Genomic DNA, 22,534 nt, shown 5'->3' with positions numbered 1-22,534 from the left:
GTGGACCGCGGCAGAACGTCAAAGAGAGGAAAAGTCCTTGTGTGGCAACGACTTGCAGACTCTCTTGGACTTCTGCGGAAGTCCGCAGAATGATGCAGTGGAGCGGGTGAAGGGAATCGAACCCTCGCTGAGAGCTTGGGAAGCTCCCGTTCTACCATTGAACTACACCCGCGCTAGGCGGGATTCTAGCCAGCGCGTTTCGTTGCCGGCAAGACGCGGACCGGTGTTGCCCGGCGCTGGCCGCACGATCGAGTCCGCGGCATCAGGGTGATCGCGCGCGTCTGGGCGTCGGTTTTTGCGCCCCGACGGCGGGCGGCGCAGAACGCACCGACCAGTCGCCCGGCACGCCCTGCACCTGCACCGAAACCGGCGCCCGTCCTCGGGTTTCGGCGCTGCGCAGGCGGTAATCGATCGCGCCGGTGGGCAGGTCCAGCGTGCCGGCGCCGGTCAACCGGTGGGCCCGCCCCTGGCCGGTCACCGTTTCGAGCGACACATCGCCACTGCGCCACACGCCGCGGGTCACCGCGCCGCCCAGGCGCAGCATCGACCAGCGGGTGTCGGCGCCCTCATCGCAGGCGTCAGCGGTTGTCGCCGCCCCCTGTGACGCCCCCCGCTGCGCGAGGCACACGCCGCGATCGACATTGACTCCCTTGAGCGTCCCGTCGCCGACGGACGCCTGTAGCGTGCCGCGCAGGCTGCGCAGCAGCGCGTCACCAGCCACGGCGGCGCCGGCGAGTTCCCCGTCCGCGCTCAACCGGCCGTGCAGCGCGTCGGAGCCGGTGGTCGCGCTGAGCAACGGCCCCGCCGCCACGTCGCGGACGGCGAACTTGACCCGCAGGTCCGGATCGCCCGCCCGGGCCGCGATGGCCACCTCCGCCTCGGCCGTGCCGCCGTACAGCGCAAAGCGCAGCGGGTTCAAGGCGATGCGTCCGCCGTCCGAACGATAGCCGACGGCGGCCTGTTGTCCCGCCAGGCCGCGGCCACTGAACGCCGCCACGTCGAGCGTACCGTCCACGTCAAGGCGCGCCAGACGGCGCAGCACATCGACCGGCGAGCGCGCCGACCGCACCGATTGCGCGAGCGCCGTCCCGGCCAGCACCGCGTCATCGCCGCTGGCGGCCGGCAGATAGCGGTCGAGGTCGAGCCGGTCGGCCTCCAGGGCGAAGCGCAGCTCGGGCGCGCTCGGCTTGCCAAGACGCGCGGCGCCCCGCCAGTGGGCACCGTCGACGCGCAGGTCGATCCGCGCGAGGTTGAGGCCAGCGGGGCCCACGGCAAGTTCGACGCGGCCGGCAAGGTCGGTCAGCGCCGCCGGATCGGCCGGCGCGTGCCTGAGCCCCAGGTGCCGCAGCAGCGCGAGCAGGTCGAGCCGGTCGATGTCGAGCTGCGCGCCGATCTGCCACGGCTTGTCGGCACTGCGCACCGCGGTCAGTTCGCCGCGCACGCGCAGCGGGTCGCCCTCCAGCACCAGCGTTCGCAGGCGCAGCCGGCCGCGCTCAGGATCAAGCCTGGCATCGGCGGCCAGGCGCAGTGCCAGCGGCTCGGCCAACCCGGCGCCGGCCAGCGCAGCGCCAAGGCGCAGGTCCGGCGCACGCCAGGCGCCGTCGTCCCGGCGCTGCACGGTGCCGGACAGGTCGAACCGCGCGCTGCGGGGCGGGTCACCGACATCCAGCATGCCGCCTGCCTGCACCGGCACCGCGTGGCCGGCGTCAAACCCGTTCACCGCCACGCCAAAGTCGTGCAGACGCGCCCAGCGGCCGCTGCGCCGATCGTTCCACAGCACGTCGGCGCCGCGTACCGTCAGCCGGTCCACGGCGATGCGGCCGAGCGGGTCGTCCGGGCTTCGGCTGGCGCCGGCTCGCCCGGTTGGCCCACGGCTCGGCAACAGGTCGGTCCAGTTGCCGCGACCGCGCGCATTCACGATCAGGCGCAGCTGCGGGCGCTCGATGTCGATGCTGGCCACCTCCAGACGCCGCCACAGCAACGGCCACACGCGCAGGTTGGCGCGCGCGCCGTCCAGGCGGGCAAACGGCTCCGGGCCGAAACCCGGTCCGTCCGCGAGCGCCACCCGCGGCAGCACGATCGCCGGGCGCGGCAGCAGGGCGATGCGCACCTCGCCGTCCACGTCGAGCTCGCGTCCGGTGTGATTGCGCACGAACACGATCAGCAGCGTGCGCAGCGTGTCCGGGTCCACCAGGCGCGGCACGAGCATGGCCGCGCCGAACATCGCCACCAGCAGGAAAAGCAAGCCGGCCAGCCAACGGCGCAGCGACCTCACGAGCCTGAACGCTCAGTCATCGCGCCAGATGAGGCTGGCCATGCGACCGGTCACGCCGTCGCGGCGGTACGAATAAAACCGCGCCGCATCGGCCACCGTGCACACGCCACCGCCGGCAATGCGCTGCACACCGCCGGCCAGCAGGGCGCGGCGCGCAAGGCCGCACAGATCGGCCAGCCAGCGCGTGCCGCGGCCCGCCCGGAAACACGCCCCCGCGCCGGCATCCGCGCGCACAAAGGCCTCCCGCACCTCGGGCCCGACCTCGAACGCGGCCGGGCCGATGGCCGGACCCAGCCAGGCACTGACCGCCCGCGCCGGCGTCGCGAAGCGCCCGATGGCCCGGCCGACGATGCCGGCCGCGAGGCCCCGCCAGCCGCAGTGCACGGCGGCGATCTCGCGCCCGTCGTCGCTGCACAGCAACAGCGGCAGGCAGTCGGCCGTCAGCACCGCGCACACCACGCCCGGCCGGTCGGCGTAGCGGGCGTCCGCGGCGCTGCCGGCTGGGTCGTCGGGGCCGGCCACCGCGCGGCCGTGCACCTGCGACAGCCACCCCGGCGGCGCCGGCAGACCGAGCGCCGCACCGAGCGCCGCGCGGTTGGCGGCGACGGCGCGCGGATCGTCGCCCACGTGATCTCCCAGATTGAAACCCGCAAACGGGCCGCCACTCGCACCCCCCAGACGCGTGGTGCTGGCCGCGCGCACGCCCGGCGGCAGCGGCCAATCGGGGGTGAACACGCCGACCTCAGGCACCGGCGGCCTCCACCTCGTGCGCAAGCACGGCGAGCAACGCGGCCATGTCGGCCGGCAGCGGCGCGTCGAACGCCAGCGGGGCGCCGCTCACCGGGTGCGTCAGCTCCAGGTGCGCGGCGTGCAGCGCCTGACGGCGAAACGCGCCGATCGCCTCCCGGCATTCAACGCTCGCCCCCGGCGGCAGGCGCAGGCGCGCGTAGGTGGCATCGCCCACCACCGCGTGCCCGATGCTCGCCAGGTGCACGCGAATCTGGTGCGTGCGGCCGGTTTCGAGCATCACGCGCAGCAGCGTGTGGTGGGTAAAGCGCTGCGCCACGCGGTAGTGCGTGACCGCATCGCGCCCGCCGTCGCTCACGGCCATGCGCGTGCGGTCGGTGCGGTGGCGGCCGATGGGCGCATCCACCGTGCCGCCGGCGATGATCTGCCCCTGCACCAGGGCGAGGTACTCGCGGTGCACCTCGCGCTCGGCGAGCAGCTCCACCAGACGCTTGTGCGCCGGCAGCGTGCGCGCCACCAGCAGCAGGCCCGTGGTGTCCTTGTCGAGGCGGTGCACGATGCCGGCGCGCGGCACGTCGGCGAGACCGGGGTCGTGATGCAGCAGCGCGTTCATGAGCGTGCCGGCCGGATTGCCCGCGCCCGGGTGCACCACCAGACCCGCCGGTTTGTTCACCACCAGCAGCTCGGCATCCTCGTGCACGATGTGAAGCGCGATCGCCTCGGCGGTCGGGTGTGCCTGCACCGTCTGGCGCGGCAGCTCGACGCTGATCTGCTCGCCACCGCGCAGACGGCCGCTGGCGGCCATTACGGCGCCGTCCACCGCCACCCGGCCTTCGCGGATCCACGCCTGCAGGCGACTTCGCGAGTAATCCGGCAGCAGCACGGCCAGCACCTGGTCGAGCCGCTGCCCGGCCAGCTCGGGGGGCGTTTGATATAGTTCGGGCGCTGCCATGATGTCCATTCCGCGATGCGGCGCATTCTAAACGCCGCGCGGAACCCGCCCTTCGAGAAGCACCCGTGTCCCTGTCGCCCCGTGCCGGCCTGCGTCTGTGTTGTCTTGCCCTGCTGGCCTTGCTCACGGCCTGCGGCGGGGAACCCAACAGCAAGCCCACCGAAGACCGCACCGAGGGCTGGTCGGTCGAGAAGCTGTACACGGAGGCGCGCAAGGCCCTGCTCGACAACGGCTACCAGGAAGCCATTGACCTCTACGGCAAGCTCGAAGCCCGCTACCCGTACGGCGTCTACTCGCAGCAGTCGCTGATCGACATCGCCTTCGCCTACTACAAGAACGGCGACGCCGAACTCGCCATCGAGTCCGCCGACCGCTTCGCGCGCCTGTACCCGCTGCACCCGAACGTCGAATACGCGTACTACCTGAAGGGCCTTGTGCACTTCAAGCGCGAGGTGTCGATTCTGGAGAAGTGGCTGCCGCAAAATCTGTCCGCGCGCGACATGAACAACGCCCGCCAGGCGTTCGACGAGTTCGCGCAGCTGCTGCGCAGCTTCCCGGACAGCCGCTACGCCCCGGACGCCCGTCAACGCATGGTCTATCTGCGCAACCAGCTCGCCGAGCACGACATCCTGGTGGCCCGCTATTACGTGAAGCGCGGTGCCTACGTCGCCGCCGCCGCGCGCGCCCGGCACGTGGTCGAAACCTACCCGCGCAGCGCGTTTACGCCGGACGCGCTGGAACTGATGGTCAGCGCCTACCGTACCCTCGGCCACGACGCCCAGGCCAGCGACGCGCTGCGGGTGCTGAACCTCAATTACCCGAGCCATCCGGCCACCGAGCGCGCCGGCAAACTCGCCAGCGCCAACTGACGCCGCCCGGCGCGGCGAGGAGCGAGCCGCCATGTGGGACTTCTTCCAGACCGTGCGCCACCGCCACTCGGTGCGCCGGTACCAGCCGGACATGCCGGTCGAGCCGGAAAAACTCCACGCCATCCTGGAGGCGGTGTCGACCGCCCCGTCGGCCGGCGACTTGCAGTCCTACCACATCCACGTGCTGACCTCGCCGGCCGACCGGGCGCGCCTGCAGGAAGCGGCCCCGGACCAGACCTTCATCACCGAGGCGCCGCTGGCGCTCGTGTTCTGCGCCGACCGGGTGCGCCCGCACGAGCGTTTCGGCGACCGCGGCAGCGCGCTGTTCGCCACCCAGGACGCCACCATCGCGGCGGCCTACGCGCAGCTCGCCGCAGTCGCGGCGGGCCTCGCCTCGGCCTGGGTCGGCCGTTACGACCGCGAGCAGGTGTGCGCCCAGCTCGACCTGCCGGCGCACCTGGACCCGGTCGCCATCATCAGCATCGGTTACCCGGCCGAACTGCCCGCCCCTACGCCGCGCCGTCGCCTCGACGAAGTCGTCTCCCGGCGCTGACCGGCGCCACCCGCGCGCGGCCGCGCCACCCACGCGCGGCCGTTGACGCCGGTCAAGACACCTGCCGGCGCGCACCGGATCATCTCCCCGACTGCCTCCCCCGCAGCATCGAGCACCCTGCGCCTCGGCAGCGCGGCAGCCCGCCGCATGGACAAAACGCTCTCAAGGAGATGAGAACCGATGGCGACCCAAACGCAATCCCCCAGCGAACAGCTCCTGCGCGACTACATGCGCGCGCCCGTGCTGGCCATTCCGACCGCGCTGCTGGCGGTGCTCATGCTCGGCGGCATGGGCGTGGTGTGGTACCTGTGCCTGACCGGCGAGATGAGCTACTGGGCCGGCGCCGTCATCAACGGCCTGCTCAGCTACGGCCTGTTCAGCCCCATTCACGACGGCGCGCACCGCGCCATCTCGCGCATCGGCTGGCTGAACGAAACCATCGCCGACGTATCGCTGCTGTTCCTGTTCCCGTACGCGCCGATGGTGGCACTGCGCTGGCTGCACAACCAGCACCACATCCACGCCAACGGCACCGAAGACCCGGACCGCTTCGAGCACGACACGCCGCGCTGGCAGGCGCCGCTGCGCTGGGCGTTGTTTGACGGCTGGTACATCTGGTACTTCTTCACCCGCGGCCAGCACCTGGTGAAGAAGCACAAGAAGGAACTGGTCGTGTTCTACACCTGCCTGGTGGCGGTCGTAGGCACGCTGATCGCGATGGGATACGCCTATGAGCTGTTCATGCTGTGGTTCATCCCGACCCGCATCTCGCTGTTCCTGATCGCGGTGGTGTTCGTGATCCTGCCGCACCACCCGGCGCTGGTCAGCCACCACGAGGACCCGTACCTCGCCACCACCATGCGCATGGGCTGGGAGTGGCTGCTGACGCCGCTGCTGGTGTACCAGAACTACCACCTGATCCATCACCTGTACCCGACGGTGCCGTTCTACAAAATGCACAGGGTCTGGTTCCTGCGCTACGACGAGCACGTGAAACACAACGTGAGCTACCAGACGGCGTTTGCGCTGGAGCCCGACAACATCGAGGTGCACCGCCGGTTCCACGCCCCTGCCGGGCAGGGCGGCGGCACGTTGGCGACGCCGACCGGCGCCTGAAGCGCCGATTCCGCACTCGCCGCTGCCAAGGGATGGGAAACGTGTCGCCCTCGTTGAGGGCGACACGCTGCGTGGATGATCAGTGCCGCGCCGCGAGTGCCCGCCCGGCGCGGCTGGCCGATGGCCGGCCGAGCTGCTCGCTGATGTAGGCGCCGGCCCGGCACAGGGCGTCGAGATCGACACCGGTCGCGACGCCAAGTCCGTGCAGCATGTAGACCACGTCCTCGCTCGCCACGTTGCCGCTGGCGCCGGGCGCGTACGGGCAGCCGCCAAGGCCGGCCACCGAGGCGTCCACGCTCGCGATGCCAAGATCAAGACAGGCCAGGATGTTGGCCAGCGCCTGGCCGTAGGTATCGTGAAAATGCAGCGCCAGCGGCTGCGTGGGTACCGACTCGCGCACCCGCTGCACCATCGCCCGCGCCTTGCCCGGCGTGCCGACGCCGATGGTGTCGCCGAGCGACACCTCGTAGCAGCCGAGCTCGAACAGCGCCGCGGCGAGTTCCGCCACCCGGCCGGGGTCGGTGGCGCCCTCGTACGGGCAGCCGAGCACGCAGGACACGTAGCCGCGCAGGCGCACGCCGGCGGCGTGGGCCGGCTGCGCGATGGCCGTGGCACGGGCGAGCGATTCCTCGATGCTGCACCGGGTGTTGTGCTGCGAGAAGACCTCCGACGCGGCGGTGAACAGGCCGACTTCGCCGATGCCGGCGGCCATGGCCCGTTCGAGCCCCTGCACGTTCGGCGCGAGCGCGGCGTAGGTCACGCCCGGCCGGCGCGTGAGGCCGGCGCATACCGCCTCGCTGTCGGCCATCTGCGGCACCGCCTTCGGGCTCACGAAGGCCGCGACCTCGATGTAACCCAGCCCGGCCTGTTGCAGGCGCTCGATCAGACCCAGCTTGACCGCCAGCGGCACCGTGTCCGGGATGTTCTGAAGACCATCCCGCGGCCCCATTTCGCACAGGCGGATGCGGCCCGGCAATGCCGCAAGGCTCATGTCAGGCGTCCCCGGCGACGAAGCTGACCAGCACCGAGTCGGCCGGCACGAAGTCACCCACCTGGCCGCCGACGGTCTCGATCACCCCGTCGTGCGGGGCGTGGATGCGGTGCTCCATCTTCATGGCCTCCAGCACCAGCAGCAGGTCGCCCTTGGTCACGGTCTGGCCGGGTGCCACCGCCATCTGCACCAGCTTGCCGGGCAGCGGCGCGGTCAGGCGCAGTTCGGCTTCTTCCTCGCCGGCCTCGGCGGCGAGCGGGTCGATGTACTGCAAGCGAAGCCGCTGCGGGCCGGCGAGTTCGACGTCCTGCCCGGCGCGCCAGACGCGCCAGGTCTGCCGGCCGGTCGGGCCGTCCACGCTGACCGCGTCGCCGGTCACCGTGCCGGTGAGGCCACCATCGAGGTCACCGCACTGCCAGTCGTAGCCACCGTCACTGCGACCGGTGAGGGTGACGGTGTGCTGCGCGTCGTCCGGCGATTGCCACAGCACGCGGCGCACCGCCGGCACGCCGACGCGGAACGCGCCCGCCAGTGCCCAGGGCGAGCGGTCGTCCGCGCCCGACCGGGCGGCGATGCGCTCGTCGTCCGTCAGGCGCACGGTCGCCGCCAGCAGCGCGTCGATGCCCGGCGCGGCAGGGGCGGTGAGCTCGTCCAGCACGCCTTCCAGCCAGCCCGTGTGGTGCCGCACGGCCGCGAAATCGTCGGCGGCGAGGATGCGCTCCAGCAGCGCCGCGTTGGTGGCCACGCCCACGCTGGCGGTCTCGGCGAGCATGGCGAGCAGGCGCGCGCGCGCCTGTTCGCGGTCATCGCCATACGCGATCAGCTTGGCGAGCAGCGAGTCGTAGTGCGGCGACACGGTGTCGCCGGGGTCGAAGCCGGTGTCGACGCGCCGGCCGGGGCCGGGCGCCGGCAGCGCAAACGTGCCAAGCCGCCCGACGCCGGGCAGAAAGCCGCGCGCCGGGTCTTCCGCGCACAGGCGCACCTCGATGGCGTGGCCGCGGCGCGGGATGTCGGCCTGCGCCAGCGGCAGCGGCTCACCGGCCGCCACGCGCAGCTGCCATTCGACAAGATCAAGCCCGGTGATCGCCTCCGTGACCGGGTGCTCCACCTGCAGGCGCGTGTTCATTTCCAGGAAATAGAACGCGCCATCCGGCGCCAGCAGGAATTCCACCGTGCCGGCGCCGCGGTAGCCGACCGCCTGCGCGGCGCGCACCGCGGCCGCGCCCATGGCGGCGCGGGTGGCATCCGGCAGGTTCGGCGCCGGCGCTTCCTCGACCACCTTCTGATGCCGCCGCTGTACCGAGCAGTCGCGCTCGAAAAGATGCACCGCGGCGCCGTGCGCGTCGGCGAACACCTGCACCTCGACGTGGCGGGCCGCGGTGACGTAGCGCTCCAGCAGCAGCGCGTCGTCGCCGAAGGCGGCCAGCGCCTCGCGCCGCGCGCCGGCGATGGCGTCGGCAAGGCCATCGGCGCCGTCCACGCGGCGCATGCCGCGACCGCCGCCGCCCGCCGCCGCCTTCACCAGCAGCGGGTAGCCGACCTTCGCCGCGGCCGCGATGAGCTGCGCGTCGTCCGCGCCCGGCGCGTCGAAGCCCGGCACCACCGGCACGTCCGCCCGCACCACCAGACGCTTGGCGGCGTCCTTGGCGCCCATGGCCTCGATCGCCTCCGGCGGCGGGCCGACGAAGATCAAGCCCGCCTGCGCGCAGCGGCGCGCGAAGGCGGCGTTCTCGGCCAGAAAGCCGTAGCCGGGGTGGATGGCCCGCGCGCCGCTAGCCCGGGCGGCGTCCAGCAGCGCGTCCATGTTGAGGTACGACTGCGCCGCCGGCGCCGGACCCAGGCGCACGGCCACATCGGCCAGGCGCACGTGGCGGGCCTGCGCGTCCGCGTCCGAGTACACGGCCACGGTGCGGACACCGAGCCGGCGCGCGGTGGCGATGACGCGGCAGGCGATCTCGCCGCGGTTGGCGATCAAAAGCGTGTCGAACATCAGCGCATCCAGTTGGGTGCCCGGCGGGCGAAAAAGGCGTGCAGGCCCTCCTGGCCTTCGTCCGACACGCGAAGGCGCGCGATCAGCGCGGCGGTGTCGCGCTTGAGCGCGTCGCGGTCAGTCTGCCCGCTCACGTCGTCCACCAGGTGCTTGCAGGCGGTCAGCGCCAGCGGGCCGCCGTGCAGCAAATAGTCGGTGAGCGTGTGCACGGTGCCGTCGAGCGCGTCCGGCTCCACCACTTCATGCAGCAGGCCGATGCGCAGCGCGTGGCGGGCGTCGAAGCGCTCGCCGGTGAGGAAATACCGCCGCGCCTGACGGGCACCCATCGCGCGCACCACGTAGGGCGCGATGGTGGCCGGCGCGAGGCCGAGGCGGACTTCCGTCAGGCCAAACCGCGCCGTGTCCACGCCGACCGCGATGTCGCAACAGGCGATCAAACCCACACCACCGCCGAATGCCCCGCCGTTGACGCGCGCCACGGTGGGCTTGGGCAGCCGGTCGAGCGTCTCCAGCAACTGCGCGAGCTTGAGCGCGTCGGCCTCGTTCTCGACGGCGCTGAAGTCCACCATCGAGCGCATCCAGTTCAGATCGCCCCCGGCCGAGAAGGTCTCGCCGGCGCCGGTCAGCACCACGGCGCGCACCGAGGTATCGGCACCCAGCAGGCCGAGCACGTGCGTGAGTTCCGCAATCACCACGTCGTTGAAGGCGTTGTGCACCTGCGGGCGGTTCAGCGTCAGCGTGGCGACGCCGCGGTGGTCGGTTGCATGGGTGATGGTTTGCAGCGGCTGCATGGGGGCCTCCGTCACATCCGGAACACGCCAAAGCGCGGCTCAGGGATAGGCGCATTCAGCGATGCTGACAGCGCGAGACCCAGCACCGTGCGCGTGTCTGCGGGGTCGATGACGCCGTCGTCCCACAGGCGCGCGGTGGCGTAATAGGGGTGGCCCTGGCGCTCGTACTGCTCGCGGATGGGCGCCTTGAAGGCGTCTTCGGCCTCGGCGGACCAGGCATCGCCGCGCGCCTCGATGTTGTCGCGCCGCACCGTGGCCAGCACGCTCGCCGCCTGCTCGCCGCCCATCACCGAGATGCGCGCGTTCGGCCACATCCACAGGAATCGCGGCCCGTAGGCGCGCCCGCACATGCCGTAATTGCCGGCGCCAAACGAGCCGCCGATGATCACCGTGAACTTCGGCACCTGCGCGTTGGCTACGGCGTGCACCAGCTTGGCGCCGTCCTTGGCGATGCCGCGGCTCTCGTACTCGCGGCCCACCATGAAACCCGTGATGTTCTGCAGAAACAGCAGCGGGATGCGCCGCTGGCAGCACAGCTCGATGAAGTGCGCACCCTTGAGCGCGGATTCCGAGAACAGGATGCCGTTGTTGGCGATGATGCCGACCGGATGGCCCCACAGGTGCGCGAAGCCGCACACCAGCGTGTTGCCGTAGAGCTGCTTGAACTCCTGGAATTCCGAGCCGTCCACCAGGCGCGCGATGACCTCGCGCACGTCGAACGGCTGGCGCGCGTCGGCGGGCACCAGGCCGTACAGCTCCTGCGTGTCGTAGCGCGGCGGCTGCGACTCGCGAAGCGGAATCTCGACCGATTTTTGCCGGTTCAGCGTCGCCACGATGTCGCGGCAGATGCCGAGCGCGTGCAGGTCGTTACGCGCGAGGTAATCGGTGACGCCCGACGTGCGGCTGTGCACGTCGCCGCCGCCGAGTTCCTCCGCCGTCACCACCTCGCCGGTGGCGGCCTTCACCAGTGGCGGGCCGCCGAGGAAGATCGTGCCCTGATTTCTCACGATGACCGTCTCGTCGCACAGCGCCGGCACGTAGGCGCCGCCGGCGGTGCACGAGCCCATCACCACCGCGAGCTGCGGGATGCCGGCCGCCGACATCACCGACTGGTTGTAGAAGATGCGCCCGAAGTGGTGCTGGTCCGGAAACACCTCGTCCTGCAGCGGCAGGAAGCCGCCGCCGGAATCGACCAGATAAATGCACGGCAGGCGGTTTTCGAGCGCGATCTGCTGCGCGCGCAGGTGCTTCTTGACCGTCAGCGGGTAGTAGGTGCCGCCCTTGACGGTGGCGTCGTTGGCGACGATCACCACCTCCTGCCCACACACCCGGCCGATGCCGGTGACGATGCCGGCCGACGGCGCCTCGTCGTCGTAGAGGCCGAACGCTGCCAGCGGCGACAGCTCCAGGAACGGCGTGCCCGGATCGAGCAGCGCTTCCACCCGCTCGCGCGGCAGCAGCTTGCCGCGCGCGCTGTGCTTGGCCTTGGCCTGCGGCGGGCCGCCCTGCGCGTACTGCGCGAGCTTGGCGCGCAGGTCCGCCACCAGCGCGCTGTTGTGCGCGGCGTTGGCGGCGAACTCGGCGGTGGCGGAATTCAGCTTGCTGTCCAGTACCGGCACACCGTTACTCCTTCCTCGTTGTCGACTGGACAAAAAAATTCCATCCATGGAATTTTCTTGCTCGCCGCAACGCGGTACAGGCCCGCGCTGCGGCTCCGTGAACCAAGGGCGTGGCCCTCGGTTCACGCCGGGGCATCCTGCCCCGGGCTCCGCCCCGGCAGGGTCGGCGTCAGTCCGCCGCCACGCGCAGCAGGATTTTGCCGCGGGTGCGCTGGGTCGCGCTCATCTCGTGCGCACGGGCGGCGTCTTCCAGCGGCAGCACGGCGGCGATGTGTGGCCGGATGCGCCCCTGCACCGCGAGTGCAGCGATTTTCTCGAGCTGCGCGCCGTCGGCGCGGGCGATCAGAATGCGCGACGCGACGCCGCCGACGCGCATGTCCGCCTCGGTCGCCTCCGGGCTCAGCAGCACGATGCGCGTGCCGGCGTGCACCAGCGGCGCGCAGCCCTGCAGCGACGGCCCGGCGAAGGCGGCGAAGATGACATCCACTTGCGCAAAGTGCTTGGCGACCTCGGCCGCAAAATCGGGCGCGTGGTAGTCCACCGCCAAGTCGGCGCCCAGCTGGCGCACGTAGTCGTGATTGGCGGCGCTGGCGCTGGCGATCACCGTCGCGCCAGCGTTGTGCGCCATCTGCACCGCGATGCTGCCGACGCCGCCGGCCGCGCCGGTGATCAGCACCACTTCGCTGGGCTTCAGATCGGCCACCTCGAACAGGCCCTGCCATGCCGTGTGGCCGGCAACGGGCAGCGCCGCGGCCTGCTCGAAGCCGAGTTCCGGCGGCTTGTGGGCGAGCTTGGCGGCCTCGGTCGGCACGAACTGCGCGTAACTGCCCCAGTGCATGTGGCGCTGCTGCAGGAAGCCGAACACGGCATCGCCGGGCTGAAAGCCGGCCACCGCGGCGCCGACCGCGGCCACTACGCCCGACACCTCGCGGCCGAGGATGATCGGGAACTCGTAGGGCACGAACTGCTTGAGCTGGCCATTGCGGATGCGCCAGTCGATGGGGTTGACGCCCGCCACGCGCACCGCGACCAGCACCTGATCGTCGGCGATGGGCGGCGTGGGGCGATCGGCCAGGTGCAGCCGCTCGGGGCCGCCGAAGTCGTCGATGACAATGGCTTTCACAGGGGGGGCGTTTCGGGGGGTGGGGATGCGCGAGCGTGTGCGGGAAACCGCCCGGCGTCTCGCCGGGCGGATGGCATGGACGCTTACAGCAACTCGACCGCCAGCGCCGTGGCCTCACCGCCGGCAAGACAGATGCCGGCCACGCCGTACTTGCCGCCGCGCCGGCGCAGCGCGTTCAGCAGCGTCACCACGATGCGCGCACCGGAGGCGCCGACCGGATGGCCGAGCGCGCAGGCGCCGCCGAACACGTTCATGTTCTCGTGCGGGATGCGCAGTTCCTGCATCACCGTCATCGGCACCACGGCGAAGGCTTCGTTCACCTCGTACAGGTCCGGCTTGTCGGCGCTCCAGCCGAGCTTGCGCAGCAGCACCTCGATGGCGCCGACCGGCGCGGTGGTGAACCAGGCCGGGTCCTGTGCGTGGGTGGCGTGGCCGAGCACGCGGGCGAGCGGTTTCAGGTTCCGGCGGGCGGCTTCCTCCTCGCTCATCAGCACCAGCGCCGCGGCGCCGTCGGAAATCGACGACGAGTTGGCGGCGGTGACCGTGCCGTCCTTCTTGAAGGCGGGCTTGAGCGTCGGAATCTTGTCGAGCTTGGCGGTCAGCGGCTGCTCGTCCTTGTCGTAGACCACCTCGCCGGCCTTGGTCTTGACCGTCACCGGCACGATCTCGGTGGCCGAATCGCCCTCCAGCGTGGCGCGCTGGGCGCGCTTGAGCGATTCGATGGCGTAGGCGTCCTGCGCCTCGCGGGAGAAGCCGTGCTTCTCGGCGCAGCGCTCGGCGAACGCGCCCATCAGCAGGCCCTCGCGCACGTCCTGGAGACCATCGCAGAACATGTGGTCCAGCACCTCGCTGTGGCCCATGCGCAGGCCCGCCCGCACCTTCGGCAGGATGTACGGCGCGTTGGTCATGGACTCCATGCCGCCGGCCAGCGCCACCTTCACGTCGCCGCAGCGGATCTGGTCCACGGCGTACATCGTGGCCTTCATGGCCGAGCCGCACATCTTGTTGACGGTGGTCACCGGCACGCCGAGCGCCAAGCCCGCCTTCAGCACCGCCTGGCGGCCGGGCGCCTGGCCTTGACCCGCCGGCAGCACACAGCCGATGTGCGCGTCCTCGATCTGCGCGCCGTCGACGCCGGCGTCGGCCACCGCCGCGGCGATGGCGGCGGCGCCGAGGTCACTCGCCGACAGACTGGCGAACTGGCCCTGAAAACCGCCCATGGCCGTGCGGCGGGCGGCAACGATGACAACGCCGTTGCTCATGGCGGTGTGCTCCTCAAGAAGTGACGAAAAAACGCGGACCGGATCAACCGGTCTGCTCGAACAACTCGCGCCCGATCAGCATGCGGCGAATTTCGTTGGTACCGGCGCCGATGTCGTAAATCTTGGCGTCGCGCAGCAGCCGCCCGGCGGGAAACTCGTTCATGTAACCGTTGCCGCCCAGACTCTGGATGGCTTCCAGCGCCACCCGCACCGATGCCTCGGAGGCGAACATCAGGCACGCGGCGGCGTCCTTGCGTGTGGACCTGCGCGCGTCCAGCGCCGCGGCGGTGCGGTACGAGAAAGCCCGCGCCGCGACCAGCTGCGTGTACATGTCGGCGAGCTTGCCCTGCATGAGCTCGAAGGTGCCGATGGCGGCACCGAACTGCTTGCGCTCGTGCACGTACGGCAGCACCAGATCGAGCGCCGCCTGCATGATGCCGATCGGCCCGCCGGACAGCGTCACGCGCTCCGTGTCGAGCCCGCTCATCAGCACCTTGACGCCCTGGTTCACTTCGCCGAGCACATTCTCCGGTGGAATCTCGCAGTTCTGGAAAATCAGCTCGCCGGTGTCCGAGCCGCGCATGCCGAGCTTGTCCAGCTTCTGCGCCGTGGAAAAGCCTTTCATGCCGCGCTCGACAATGAACGCCGTGATCGAGCGCGAGCCGGTCGTGGCCGGATCGGCCGTGCGCATGTACACGACCAGAACGTCCGCCTGCGGGCCGTTGGTTATCCAGAACTTGTTGCCGTTGGCCACCCACACGCCGTCCTGCAGCTCCGCCCGGCAACGCATTGAGCCGACCACGTCCGACCCGGCGCCGGGCTCCGACATGGCCAGCGCGCCGAGATGCTCGCCGGACAGCAGCTTGGGCAGGTACTTGCGCCGCTGCGCGTCGGTGCCATTGCGGCACAGGTTGTCCACGCACAGGTTGGCGTGCGCGCCGTACGACATGCCGATGGACCCGGACGCGCGGGAGATCTCCTCCACCGCGAGGGTTTGCGCGAGATAACCGAGCGCCGTGCCGCCGTACTCCTCCGGCACCGTCAGACCCAGCAGCCCAAGCTCGCCGAGCTGCGGCCACATCTCGCGCGGGAAGGTATTGCTGACGTCGATCTCCTGCGCCCGCGGGGCGATCTCGGCCTCCGCGAAGCGGCGTATGACCTCGCGCAACGCGTCCATTTCCTCGGAAATGTGCAGGTCGAAAACCACCGTTTGCCTCCTGTCGATGCGCGCACTGAACGACCAGTCAAGCCGGCATGGTAGCACCCGCCAAGTGCCCTCCGACGCCGCGCCGGACGGTCAAAAACGCTGTGCTAGAGTCGGCCACGGTCACCCACCACCACCGAGGAGCTTGCTACCCGTGAAGCGCAAAACCGCTCTCTTTTGTGCCGCCGCCATGGCCATGAGCGCTGTCGCCCTCGCCGACGCCACCGGCCCCAGCCCGGCCGAGCGCGCCGTTGCCTACCGGCAAGGCGTCTACCACGCCATCGCCTGGAACTTCGGCCCGATGGCCGGCATGGTCAAGGGCGAGATGCCGTTCGATGCGAAGGCCTTCGCGCTCAAGGCCGAGCGCGTCGCCTACCTCAGCGCGTTGCCGCTGGAGGGCTTCATTCCCGACAGCCTGGTGGGCGACTCAGAGGCCAAGCCCGACATCTGGGACAACATGGACGACTTCAAGTCCAAGATGCAGACCTTCGAGACCGAGGCGGGCAAGCTCGCCGATGCCGCCAGGACGGCCACCGCCCTCGACGCGCTCAAGCCGCAGTTCGGCAAGGTCGGGCAGGCCTGCAAGGACTGCCACGACAACTACAAGAAGGACTGAACGCGGACTGCTGGCGCTGCAAACGGCGCGCTGCGGGCCGGTTTGGCTGAATGACATAGCGCCGCGCGGTTTCAGTCGAGCGGCAACAAAAAAGCCCGGGCGGTTACCCCGCCCGGGCTTTTTTTATGAAGTGGCGCGCCCGGAGAGATTCGAACTCCCGACCGCCTGGTTCGTAGCCAGGTACTCTATCCAACTGAGCTACGGGCGCGCGAAGCCGCAAATTATCGGGATGCGCAGGCCCTGCTGTCAAACCTTAAGAGTGGCGGAGAGAGAGGGATTCGAACCCTCGATGGAGCTTTTGACCCCATACTCCCTTAGCAGGGGAGCGCCTTCGACCGGCTCGGCCATCTCTCCGAAGGGCGCGCAGGATACCCCGCTTCACCCGCCGGGCGCAAAGCCGCTAGCCGTGCTCCGGTTCCACCGCGACGGCGTCCGCGCGCTCCTGCTGGATGCGCTCGTAAATCTCCGCCCGGTGCACCGGCACGTCGCGCGGCGCCTTCACGCCCAGACGCACCTGGTTGCCCTTGGTGCCCAGCACGGTGATTTCGATACCGTCGCCGATGACCAGTGTCTCGCCGGCGCGGCGCGTCAGAATAAGCATGCAATTTCCCCCACAGGTGCTCGGTGGTCACGCGTCATTCAATCGACCCTGCTGTCCGTTTCGGCGCGGACAACGCCAGCGGCGGGCATTCCAACACAAACGATCGTTTTGTCAAACCTTGGCGTCGGCGAGGCCAAACGCCTCGTGCAACGTACGCACGGCAAGTTCGAGGTATTTCTCGTCGATGATCACCGAGATCTTGATCTCTGAGGTCGACACCATGCGGATGTTGATGCCCTCGGCGGACAGCGCCTCGAACATCGTGGCCGCGACGCCGGCGTGCGAGCGCATGCCGACGCCGACCAGCGAAATCTTGGTGATCTTGTCGTCGCCGCCGACGCTGCGCGCGCCAAGATCGGCCACCACGCCGGCCAGCAGCGCCATGGCCTGCGCGTAGTCGTTGCGGTGCACGGTGAAGCTCATCGTGGTCAGGCCATCCTGCCCGATGCTCTGCACGATGACGTCGATCTCGACGTTCGCCTTCGCGATCGGGCCGAAGATGGCGGATGCGACGCCCGGGCGGTCCGGAATGCCGGCCACGGTGATCTGCGCCTCGTCGCGGTTGAAGGCGATGCCGGAAATGAGTGGCTCTTCCATGCCTTGGTCCTCGAAAGTGATGAGCGTGCCGGGGCCGTCCTGGAAGCTCGACAGCACGCGCAGCGGCACCTTGTATTTGCCGGCAAATTCGACCGACCGAATCTGCAGCACCTTGGCGCCGAGACTCGCCATTTCGAGCATTTCCTCGAACGTGACGCGGTCCAGGCGCCGCGCGCGCGGCTCGACGCGCGGGTCGGTGGTGTAGACGCCGTCGACGTCGGTGTAGATCTGGCACTCGTCGGCCTTCAGCGCCGCCGCCAGCGCGACGGCCGTCGTGTCCGAACCGCCGCGACCGAGCGTGGTGATGCTGCCGTCGGCGTCGATGCCCTGAAAGCCCGCCACCACCGCCACCTGTCCGGCCGCGAGACACGCCCGCAGGCGCTCGTTGTCGATGTCCAGAATGCGCGCCTTGCTGTGTGCGCTGTCGGTGAGGATGTGCACCTGCGCGCCGGTGAACGAACGCGCCGGCACGCCGCGGGCGGCCAGCGCCATGGCGAGCAGCGCGATCGACGCCTGCTCGCCGGTGGCGAGCAGCACGTCCATCTCGCGCGCCGGCGGCTGCGCGTTGACTGATTTCGCCAGCTTGATGAGGCGATCGGTCTCGCCGGACATGGCCGACACCACCACCACCACGTCGTCACCCGCCGCGCGGGCGCGCTCGACGCGCTCGGCCACGGCGGCGATGCGCTCGGGACTGCCCATCGACGTCCCGCCGTACTTCTGCACGATCAGGGCCATTGCCTGTCTTGCTCCAACGTTGATTGCGAAAAATGCGTTGCGTCAGGCGAGGCGCTGACGCACCCAGTCGGCCACGCCGGCGAGTGCCGCCGGCAGCGCCTGCGGCTGGTTGCCGCCGGCCATGGCCATGTCGGGCCGGCCGCCGCCCTTGCCGCCCACCTGCTGCGCGACGGCACCGGCCAGATCGCCCGCCTTCACGCGGTCGGTGAGATCGGCGCTCACGGCCGCCACCAGGCTCACCTTGTCGCCGGCCACGCCGGCCAGCACCAGCACCGCGCTGCCGAGCTTGTCGCGCAGGCGATCGGCCTGCTCGCGCAGCGCCTTGGCGTCGGTGATGTCGAGCTGCGCCGCCAGCACCCTGGCGCCAGCCACGTCGACCGCCTGATCGAGCAGGCCGTCACCGGCCTGGCTCGCCAGCTTGCCGCGCAGGCGTTCGAGCTCCTTGTCCTGATCACGCTGGCGAGCCAGCAGTTGCTCCAGCTTGTCGAGCACGTCCGCCTCGCCGGCCTGCAGCGTCGCGGCGATGCGCCGCAGGCGCTCGTCGGCGCTGCGCAGCCAGTCGATGGCGCCCTCGCCGGCCACCGCCTCGATGCGCCGCACACCGGCCGCCACGGCGGACTCGGACATGATCTTGAACAGGCCGATGTCACCGGCGCGGGCCACGTGCGTGCCGCCGCACAGTTCGATCGAAAAATCGCCCAGACGCAGCACTCGCACGCGCTCGCCGTACTTCTCGCCAAACAGCGCCATGGCGCCGGCGGCTTGCGCGTCCGCGAGCGCCATCTCGCGCACCTCGGCCGCGGCATTGCCGCGAATCTGCGCGTTGACCAGCGTTTCGATGCGGGCAAGCTCGTCGGCGGACACGGGTTTGCCGTGCGAGAAGTCGAAGCGCAGGCGCTCGGCGTTGACCAGCGAGCCCTTCTGCGCCACGTGCGGCCCCAGCACCTCGCGCAGCGCCGCATGCAGCAGGTGCGTCGCGGAATGATTGGCGCGGATGCGCGTGCGCCGGGCGGTGTCGACGTGGGCGGTGACCTCGTCGCCGACCGACAGTGCGCCGCGTTCGAGCGTACCCACGTGTACGTGCACGGCGCCTTCCTTGCGCGTGTCGGCGACGGCAAACGCACTGGCCGGGCCTTGCAGCGCCCCGGTGTCACCCACCTGGCCGCCTGATTCCGCGTAGAAGGGCGTGTGGTCAAGTACTACGCTAGCCGGCTGACCGGCTTCTATGCGCTCGACCGGCTCGCCATCGCGCAGCAGCGCCACCACGCGCGCGCGGTCTTCCTCCTGCTCGTAACCGGTGAAGCGGTGCGCGGCGAGCGTGGCGGCATCCAGCACGTCGCCCAGGCGCAGATCCTCGTCGGCATGGAACTGGCTCGCCGCCCGCGCCCGCTCGCGCTGCTGCGCCATCGCCTGCTCGAAGCCGTCGAGATCGAGCGCGAGCCCGCGCTCGCGGGCGATGTCGGCTGTCAGGTCCACCGGAAAGCCGTACGTGTCGTACAGGCGAAAGATGGTCTCGCCCGGGATCAATTGCCCGCCCAGGCGCGCCATGTCGCGCTCCAGGATAGCGAGGCCGTGTGAGAGGGTCTGCGCGAAACGTTCCTCTTCATCACGCAGGGCGGTTTCGACCGCCGCCTGCGCGGCGGCGAGTTCCGGATAGGCGTCGCCCATGGCCGCCACCAGCGGCGCGACCAGACGGTGGAAGAACGGCCCCACCGCGCCGAGGCGCGCGCCGTGCCGCGCCGCGCGGCGGATGATGCGCCGCAGCACGTAGCCGCGGCCCTCGTTGCTCGGCAGCACGCCGTCGGCGATCAGGAACGCGCTGGAACGAATATGGTCGGCGATCACGCGCAGCGAGCGCGAGGCGAGATCGTCGGTGCCGATTACCCGCGCGGCAGCGTCGATCAGGCCGCGGAAGATATCCGTGTCGTAGTTGTCGTGCACGCCCTGTAGCACAGCCGCCAGACGCTCCAGGCCCATGCCGGTGTCCACCGAGGGACGCGGCAGCGGCCGCAGCGAACCGTCCGCCAGGCGCTCGTACTGCATGAACACGAGGTTCCAGATCTCGATGTAGCGGTCGCCGTCGGCGTCCGGCGAACCCGGGGGACCACCCGCCACGTCGGGGCCGTGGTCGTAAAAAATCTCCGTGCACGGCCCGCACGGGCCGACGTCGCCCATGGACCAGAAGTTGTCGTCGCCCGGGATGCGCCGCAAGCGGCTGTCCGGCACGCCGATTTCACCCAGCCAGATCTCGGCTGCCTCGTCGTCCTCGGGGTGCACGGTGACCCACAGCCGCTCGGCGGGCAGGTGCAGCACCTCGGTCAGGAAGCGCCAGGCGAAGCGGATGGCGTCGCGCTTGAAGTAATCGCCGAAGCTGAAATTGCCCAGCATCTCGAAGAACGTGTGGTGGCGAGCGGTGTAGCCCACGTTGTCGAGATCGTTGTGCTTGCCGCCGGCGCGCACGCAGCGCTGCGCCGTGGCGGCGCGCCGGTACGGGCGCTGTTCCAGGCCCAGGAACACGTCCTTGAACTGCACCATGCCGGCGTTGGTGAACAGCAGCGTCGCGTCGCCGTGCGGCACGAGCGAGCTCGACGCCACCTCCTGGTGGCCCTCGGCGGCGAAGAAGTCGAGAAACTTGCGGCGGATGTCGGTGCTGTTCATGCGTCGTCGCTGTCGAGTCGTTCAGACGAATTCTTGCCGAGGGCGGCGCGGATCTGCGCGGTGGTGAAGCCCCGCATTGCGAGCTGGCGTTGCAGGCGAGCCCGCTCGGCCGGCGTGCCGGGCGCGGTGCGGGCGGTGCGCCCACAGGCTTCTTCGCAAGCGCGATACCAGTCGCTGTCCTCGACCTGCACCGCGTCCGCAATGGCGGCTTCATCGACGCCGTGGGCGCGCAGTTCTGCCTGCGCCCGCAGCGGGCCGTAGCGTCGCCGGCGCAGTTCCGCGACGCGCGCCTGCGCGTAGCGGGCCTCGGACAGGTAACCCGCGGCATCGAGCCGCTGCAGGGCCGGGGCAATGTGCTCGGATGAATGACCGCGCTGGCTGAGCTTGCGCGACAACTCCGCCCGGCCGTGCTCGCGCCGGGCCAACAATTTCAGCGCCTGCGCGTAGGCCGCTTCGACCGGATCATCCACGGCGCAGCCACGTCAGGCGGAGGCCGGGGCCTCGGCTGGGCGCCGCGCGGGGAGCATCTTGGCGCGAATCTGCGCGTCGATGGCATCCGCCATGTCCGGATTGGCGCGCAGGAACTCGCGCGTGTTGTCGCGGCCCTGGCCGATGCGCTCGCCGTTGTAGGAGTACCAGGCGCCGGACTTTTCGACCAGGCCAAGGTTCACGCCAAGGTCGATGATCTCGCCCTCGCGCGACACGCCGACACCGTACAGGATGTCGAAATCGGCGGTCTTGAACGGCGGCGAGACCTTGTTCTTGACCACCTTCACGCGCGTCTCGTTGCCGACCACCTCGTCGCCTTTCTTGATGGCGCCGACGCGGCGGATGTCCAGGCGCACCGAGGCGTAGAACTTCAGCGCGTTGCCGCCGGTGGTGGTCTCCGGGCTGCCGAACATGACGCCGATCTTCATGCGGATCTGGTTGATGAAGATGACGGTGGTGTTCGAGCGGCTGATGCTGCCCGTGAGCTTGCGCAGCGCCTGCGACATCAGGCGCGCCTGAAGACCGACGTGCGAGTCGCCCATCTCGCCCTCGATTTCGGCGCGCGGCGTCAGCGCCGCCACCGAGTCCACCACCACCAGGTCGACGGCGCCCGAGCGCACCAGCATGTCGACGATTTCGAGCGCCTGCTCGCCGGTGTCCGGCTGCGAGACCAGCAGGTCCGCGATGTTGATGCCGAGCTTCTCGGCGTAGGTCGGGTCGAGCGCGTGCTCGGCGTCCACGAAGGCCGCCGTGCCGCCATTGCGCTGCACCTGGGCGATGGTCTGCAGCGCGATGGTGGTCTTGCCGGACGACTCCGGGCCGTAGATTTCGATGATGCGCCCGCGCGGCAGGCCGCCGATGCCGAGCGCGATGTCGAGATTCAACGAGCCCGTGGAAATGGCCTCCACGTCGCGCACGGCACCGGGGTCGCCCAGGCGCATGACGGCGCCCTTGCCGAACTGCCGCTCGATCTGCCCGAGCGCAGCCGTCAAGGCCTTGAGTTTGTTGTCGTCCATGCTGATTCCCGCGCTGATGGCCGGTGCCGAAAAAACGGTCCGCATTATTCCACAGCGCGCGACGCGGCCGGGCGGGAACGAGAGAACCGGCACCCATGCGCCGCACTGGAAAGCCATCTCGACGGACGGCGAGCTTGTCGAAAGCCCCGCCGCGTCGCCATCCATGGCGACACTGGCTCTCCGTAGCGCGGGCAGGAACTTGCGAACCGTCGGCCGGAAAAAACCGGGTCGGGGCGAACACCCCGACCCGGCAACGCCGAAGCAGCGAATCGACCGGGATCGCTTGGCCGGGCAAGGGGGAAGCCGGTCCACGCGGGCGGTCGAATC

At 70.3% G+C, this 22,534-nt stretch carries 19 protein-coding genes and 3 tRNA genes; 4 read left to right on the top strand and 18 right to left on the bottom strand.

What is annotated here, in order from left to right:
• Positions 1-98: 98 nt before the first annotated feature.
• The 4 genes from AB7F93_RS06800 to rluD form a co-directional block, all read right to left on the bottom strand.
• Positions 99-172: transfer RNA gene (locus AB7F93_RS06800), tRNA-Gly, on the bottom strand.
• Positions 173-262: 90 nt separating this feature from the next.
• A complete protein-coding gene (locus tag AB7F93_RS06795; RefSeq protein ID WP_428302131.1) occupies positions 263-2,275 on the bottom strand; it encodes an AsmA family protein in 2,013 nt (670 codons plus the stop codon).
• 12 nt (positions 2,276-2,287) lie between these two features.
• Positions 2,288-3,025: a peptidoglycan editing factor PgeF gene (pgeF, locus tag AB7F93_RS06790; RefSeq protein ID WP_428302130.1), complete on the bottom strand. Its 738-nt coding sequence runs from the start codon at positions 3,023-3,025 to the stop codon at positions 2,288-2,290.
• The gene (gene rluD, locus AB7F93_RS06785; RefSeq protein ID WP_428302129.1) at positions 3,018-3,974 is read right to left on the bottom strand and encodes a 23S rRNA pseudouridine(1911/1915/1917) synthase RluD; all 957 of its coding nucleotides are present in this window, start codon (positions 3,972-3,974) and stop codon (positions 3,018-3,020) included. Before rluD ends, pgeF begins: the two co-directional genes overlap by 8 nt.
• A gap of 65 nt (positions 3,975-4,039) precedes the next feature.
• Here rluD and AB7F93_RS06780 point away from each other — a divergent pair, with 65 nt between their 5' ends.
• The 3 genes from AB7F93_RS06780 to AB7F93_RS06770 all read left to right on the top strand — a co-directional run bounded on the left by AB7F93_RS06780 (position 4,040) and on the right by AB7F93_RS06770 (position 6,512).
• On the top strand, positions 4,040-4,843 hold the full coding sequence (locus AB7F93_RS06780) for an outer membrane protein assembly factor BamD (protein WP_428302128.1): 804 nt from the start codon (positions 4,040-4,042) through the stop codon (positions 4,841-4,843).
• A gap of 31 nt (positions 4,844-4,874) precedes the next feature.
• The gene (locus AB7F93_RS06775; RefSeq protein WP_428302127.1) at positions 4,875-5,396 is read left to right on the top strand and encodes a nitroreductase family protein; all 522 of its coding nucleotides are present in this window, start codon (positions 4,875-4,877) and stop codon (positions 5,394-5,396) included.
• Between the two features lie 180 nt (positions 5,397-5,576).
• The gene (locus AB7F93_RS06770) at positions 5,577-6,512 is read left to right on the top strand and encodes a fatty acid desaturase (RefSeq protein ID WP_428302126.1); all 936 of its coding nucleotides are present in this window, start codon (positions 5,577-5,579) and stop codon (positions 6,510-6,512) included.
• Between the two features lie 79 nt (positions 6,513-6,591).
• On the opposite strand, the gene AB7F93_RS06765 is transcribed toward AB7F93_RS06770, so the two are convergent.
• From AB7F93_RS06765 to AB7F93_RS06735, 7 genes are all read right to left on the bottom strand, one after another.
• Complete coding sequence (locus AB7F93_RS06765; protein ID WP_428302125.1) at positions 6,592-7,503, bottom strand: hydroxymethylglutaryl-CoA lyase; 912 nt, start codon at positions 7,501-7,503, stop codon at positions 6,592-6,594.
• Position 7,504: 1 nt separating this feature from the next.
• Positions 7,505-9,493 carry an acetyl/propionyl/methylcrotonyl-CoA carboxylase subunit alpha gene (locus tag AB7F93_RS06760; RefSeq protein ID WP_428302124.1) on the bottom strand — a complete coding sequence of 663 codons (1,989 nt, stop codon included), beginning with the start codon at positions 9,491-9,493 and terminating at the stop codon, positions 7,505-7,507.
• Complete coding sequence (locus AB7F93_RS06755; RefSeq protein ID WP_428302123.1) at positions 9,493-10,284, bottom strand: enoyl-CoA hydratase/isomerase family protein; 792 nt, start codon at positions 10,282-10,284, stop codon at positions 9,493-9,495. The genes AB7F93_RS06760 and AB7F93_RS06755 overlap by 1 nt, the downstream gene beginning before the upstream one ends.
• A gap of 11 nt (positions 10,285-10,295) precedes the next feature.
• Positions 10,296-11,903, bottom strand: a complete 1,608-nt coding sequence (locus AB7F93_RS06750; protein WP_428302122.1) for a carboxyl transferase domain-containing protein — start codon at positions 11,901-11,903, stop codon at positions 10,296-10,298.
• A 169-nt stretch (positions 11,904-12,072) separates the two neighbouring features.
• A complete protein-coding gene (locus tag AB7F93_RS06745; RefSeq protein ID WP_428302121.1) occupies positions 12,073-13,026 on the bottom strand; it encodes an NADP-dependent oxidoreductase in 954 nt (317 codons plus the stop codon).
• 83 nt (positions 13,027-13,109) lie between these two features.
• Complete coding sequence (locus tag AB7F93_RS06740; protein WP_428302120.1) at positions 13,110-14,288, bottom strand: acetyl-CoA C-acyltransferase; 1,179 nt, start codon at positions 14,286-14,288, stop codon at positions 13,110-13,112.
• A 43-nt stretch (positions 14,289-14,331) separates the two neighbouring features.
• A complete protein-coding gene (locus tag AB7F93_RS06735) occupies positions 14,332-15,465 on the bottom strand; it encodes an acyl-CoA dehydrogenase family protein (RefSeq protein WP_428302136.1) in 1,134 nt (377 codons plus the stop codon).
• 223 nt (positions 15,466-15,688) lie between these two features.
• On the opposite strand from AB7F93_RS06735, the gene AB7F93_RS06730 reads away from it, so the two are divergent.
• The gene (locus tag AB7F93_RS06730; RefSeq protein ID WP_428302119.1) at positions 15,689-16,108 is read left to right on the top strand and encodes a c-type cytochrome; all 420 of its coding nucleotides are present in this window, start codon (positions 15,689-15,691) and stop codon (positions 16,106-16,108) included.
• Between the two features lie 131 nt (positions 16,109-16,239).
• Here the strand turns inward: AB7F93_RS06730 and AB7F93_RS06725 are convergent.
• The 7 genes from AB7F93_RS06725 to recA all read right to left on the bottom strand — a co-directional run bounded on the left by AB7F93_RS06725 (position 16,240) and on the right by recA (position 22,207).
• Positions 16,240-16,316: transfer RNA gene (locus AB7F93_RS06725), tRNA-Arg, on the bottom strand.
• Positions 16,317-16,368: 52 nt separating this feature from the next.
• Positions 16,369-16,462, bottom strand: a tRNA-Ser gene (locus AB7F93_RS06720).
• 46 nt (positions 16,463-16,508) lie between these two features.
• Positions 16,509-16,709, bottom strand: a complete 201-nt coding sequence (csrA, locus tag AB7F93_RS06715) for a carbon storage regulator CsrA (protein ID WP_428302118.1) — start codon at positions 16,707-16,709, stop codon at positions 16,509-16,511.
• A gap of 111 nt (positions 16,710-16,820) precedes the next feature.
• Complete coding sequence (locus AB7F93_RS06710) at positions 16,821-18,044, bottom strand: aspartate kinase (protein ID WP_428302117.1); 1,224 nt, start codon at positions 18,042-18,044, stop codon at positions 16,821-16,823.
• Positions 18,045-18,086: 42 nt separating this feature from the next.
• Positions 18,087-20,702: an alanine--tRNA ligase gene (alaS, locus tag AB7F93_RS06705; RefSeq protein WP_428302116.1), complete on the bottom strand. Its 2,616-nt coding sequence runs from the start codon at positions 20,700-20,702 to the stop codon at positions 18,087-18,089.
• Positions 20,699-21,172, bottom strand: a complete 474-nt coding sequence (locus AB7F93_RS06700; protein ID WP_428302115.1) for a regulatory protein RecX — start codon at positions 21,170-21,172, stop codon at positions 20,699-20,701. The genes alaS and AB7F93_RS06700 overlap by 4 nt, the downstream gene beginning before the upstream one ends.
• A gap of 12 nt (positions 21,173-21,184) precedes the next feature.
• Positions 21,185-22,207: a recombinase RecA gene (gene recA, locus AB7F93_RS06695; protein ID WP_428302114.1), complete on the bottom strand. Its 1,023-nt coding sequence runs from the start codon at positions 22,205-22,207 to the stop codon at positions 21,185-21,187.
• Positions 22,208-22,534: the final 327 nt, after the last annotated feature.

This window comes from Immundisolibacter sp., from assembly GCF_050250495.1.
Taxonomy (GTDB): domain Bacteria; phylum Pseudomonadota; class Gammaproteobacteria; order Immundisolibacterales; family Immundisolibacteraceae; genus Immundisolibacter.
Note: the sequence above shows the minus strand (reverse complement) of the source record. Positions and strands in the feature narration are given on the sequence as shown.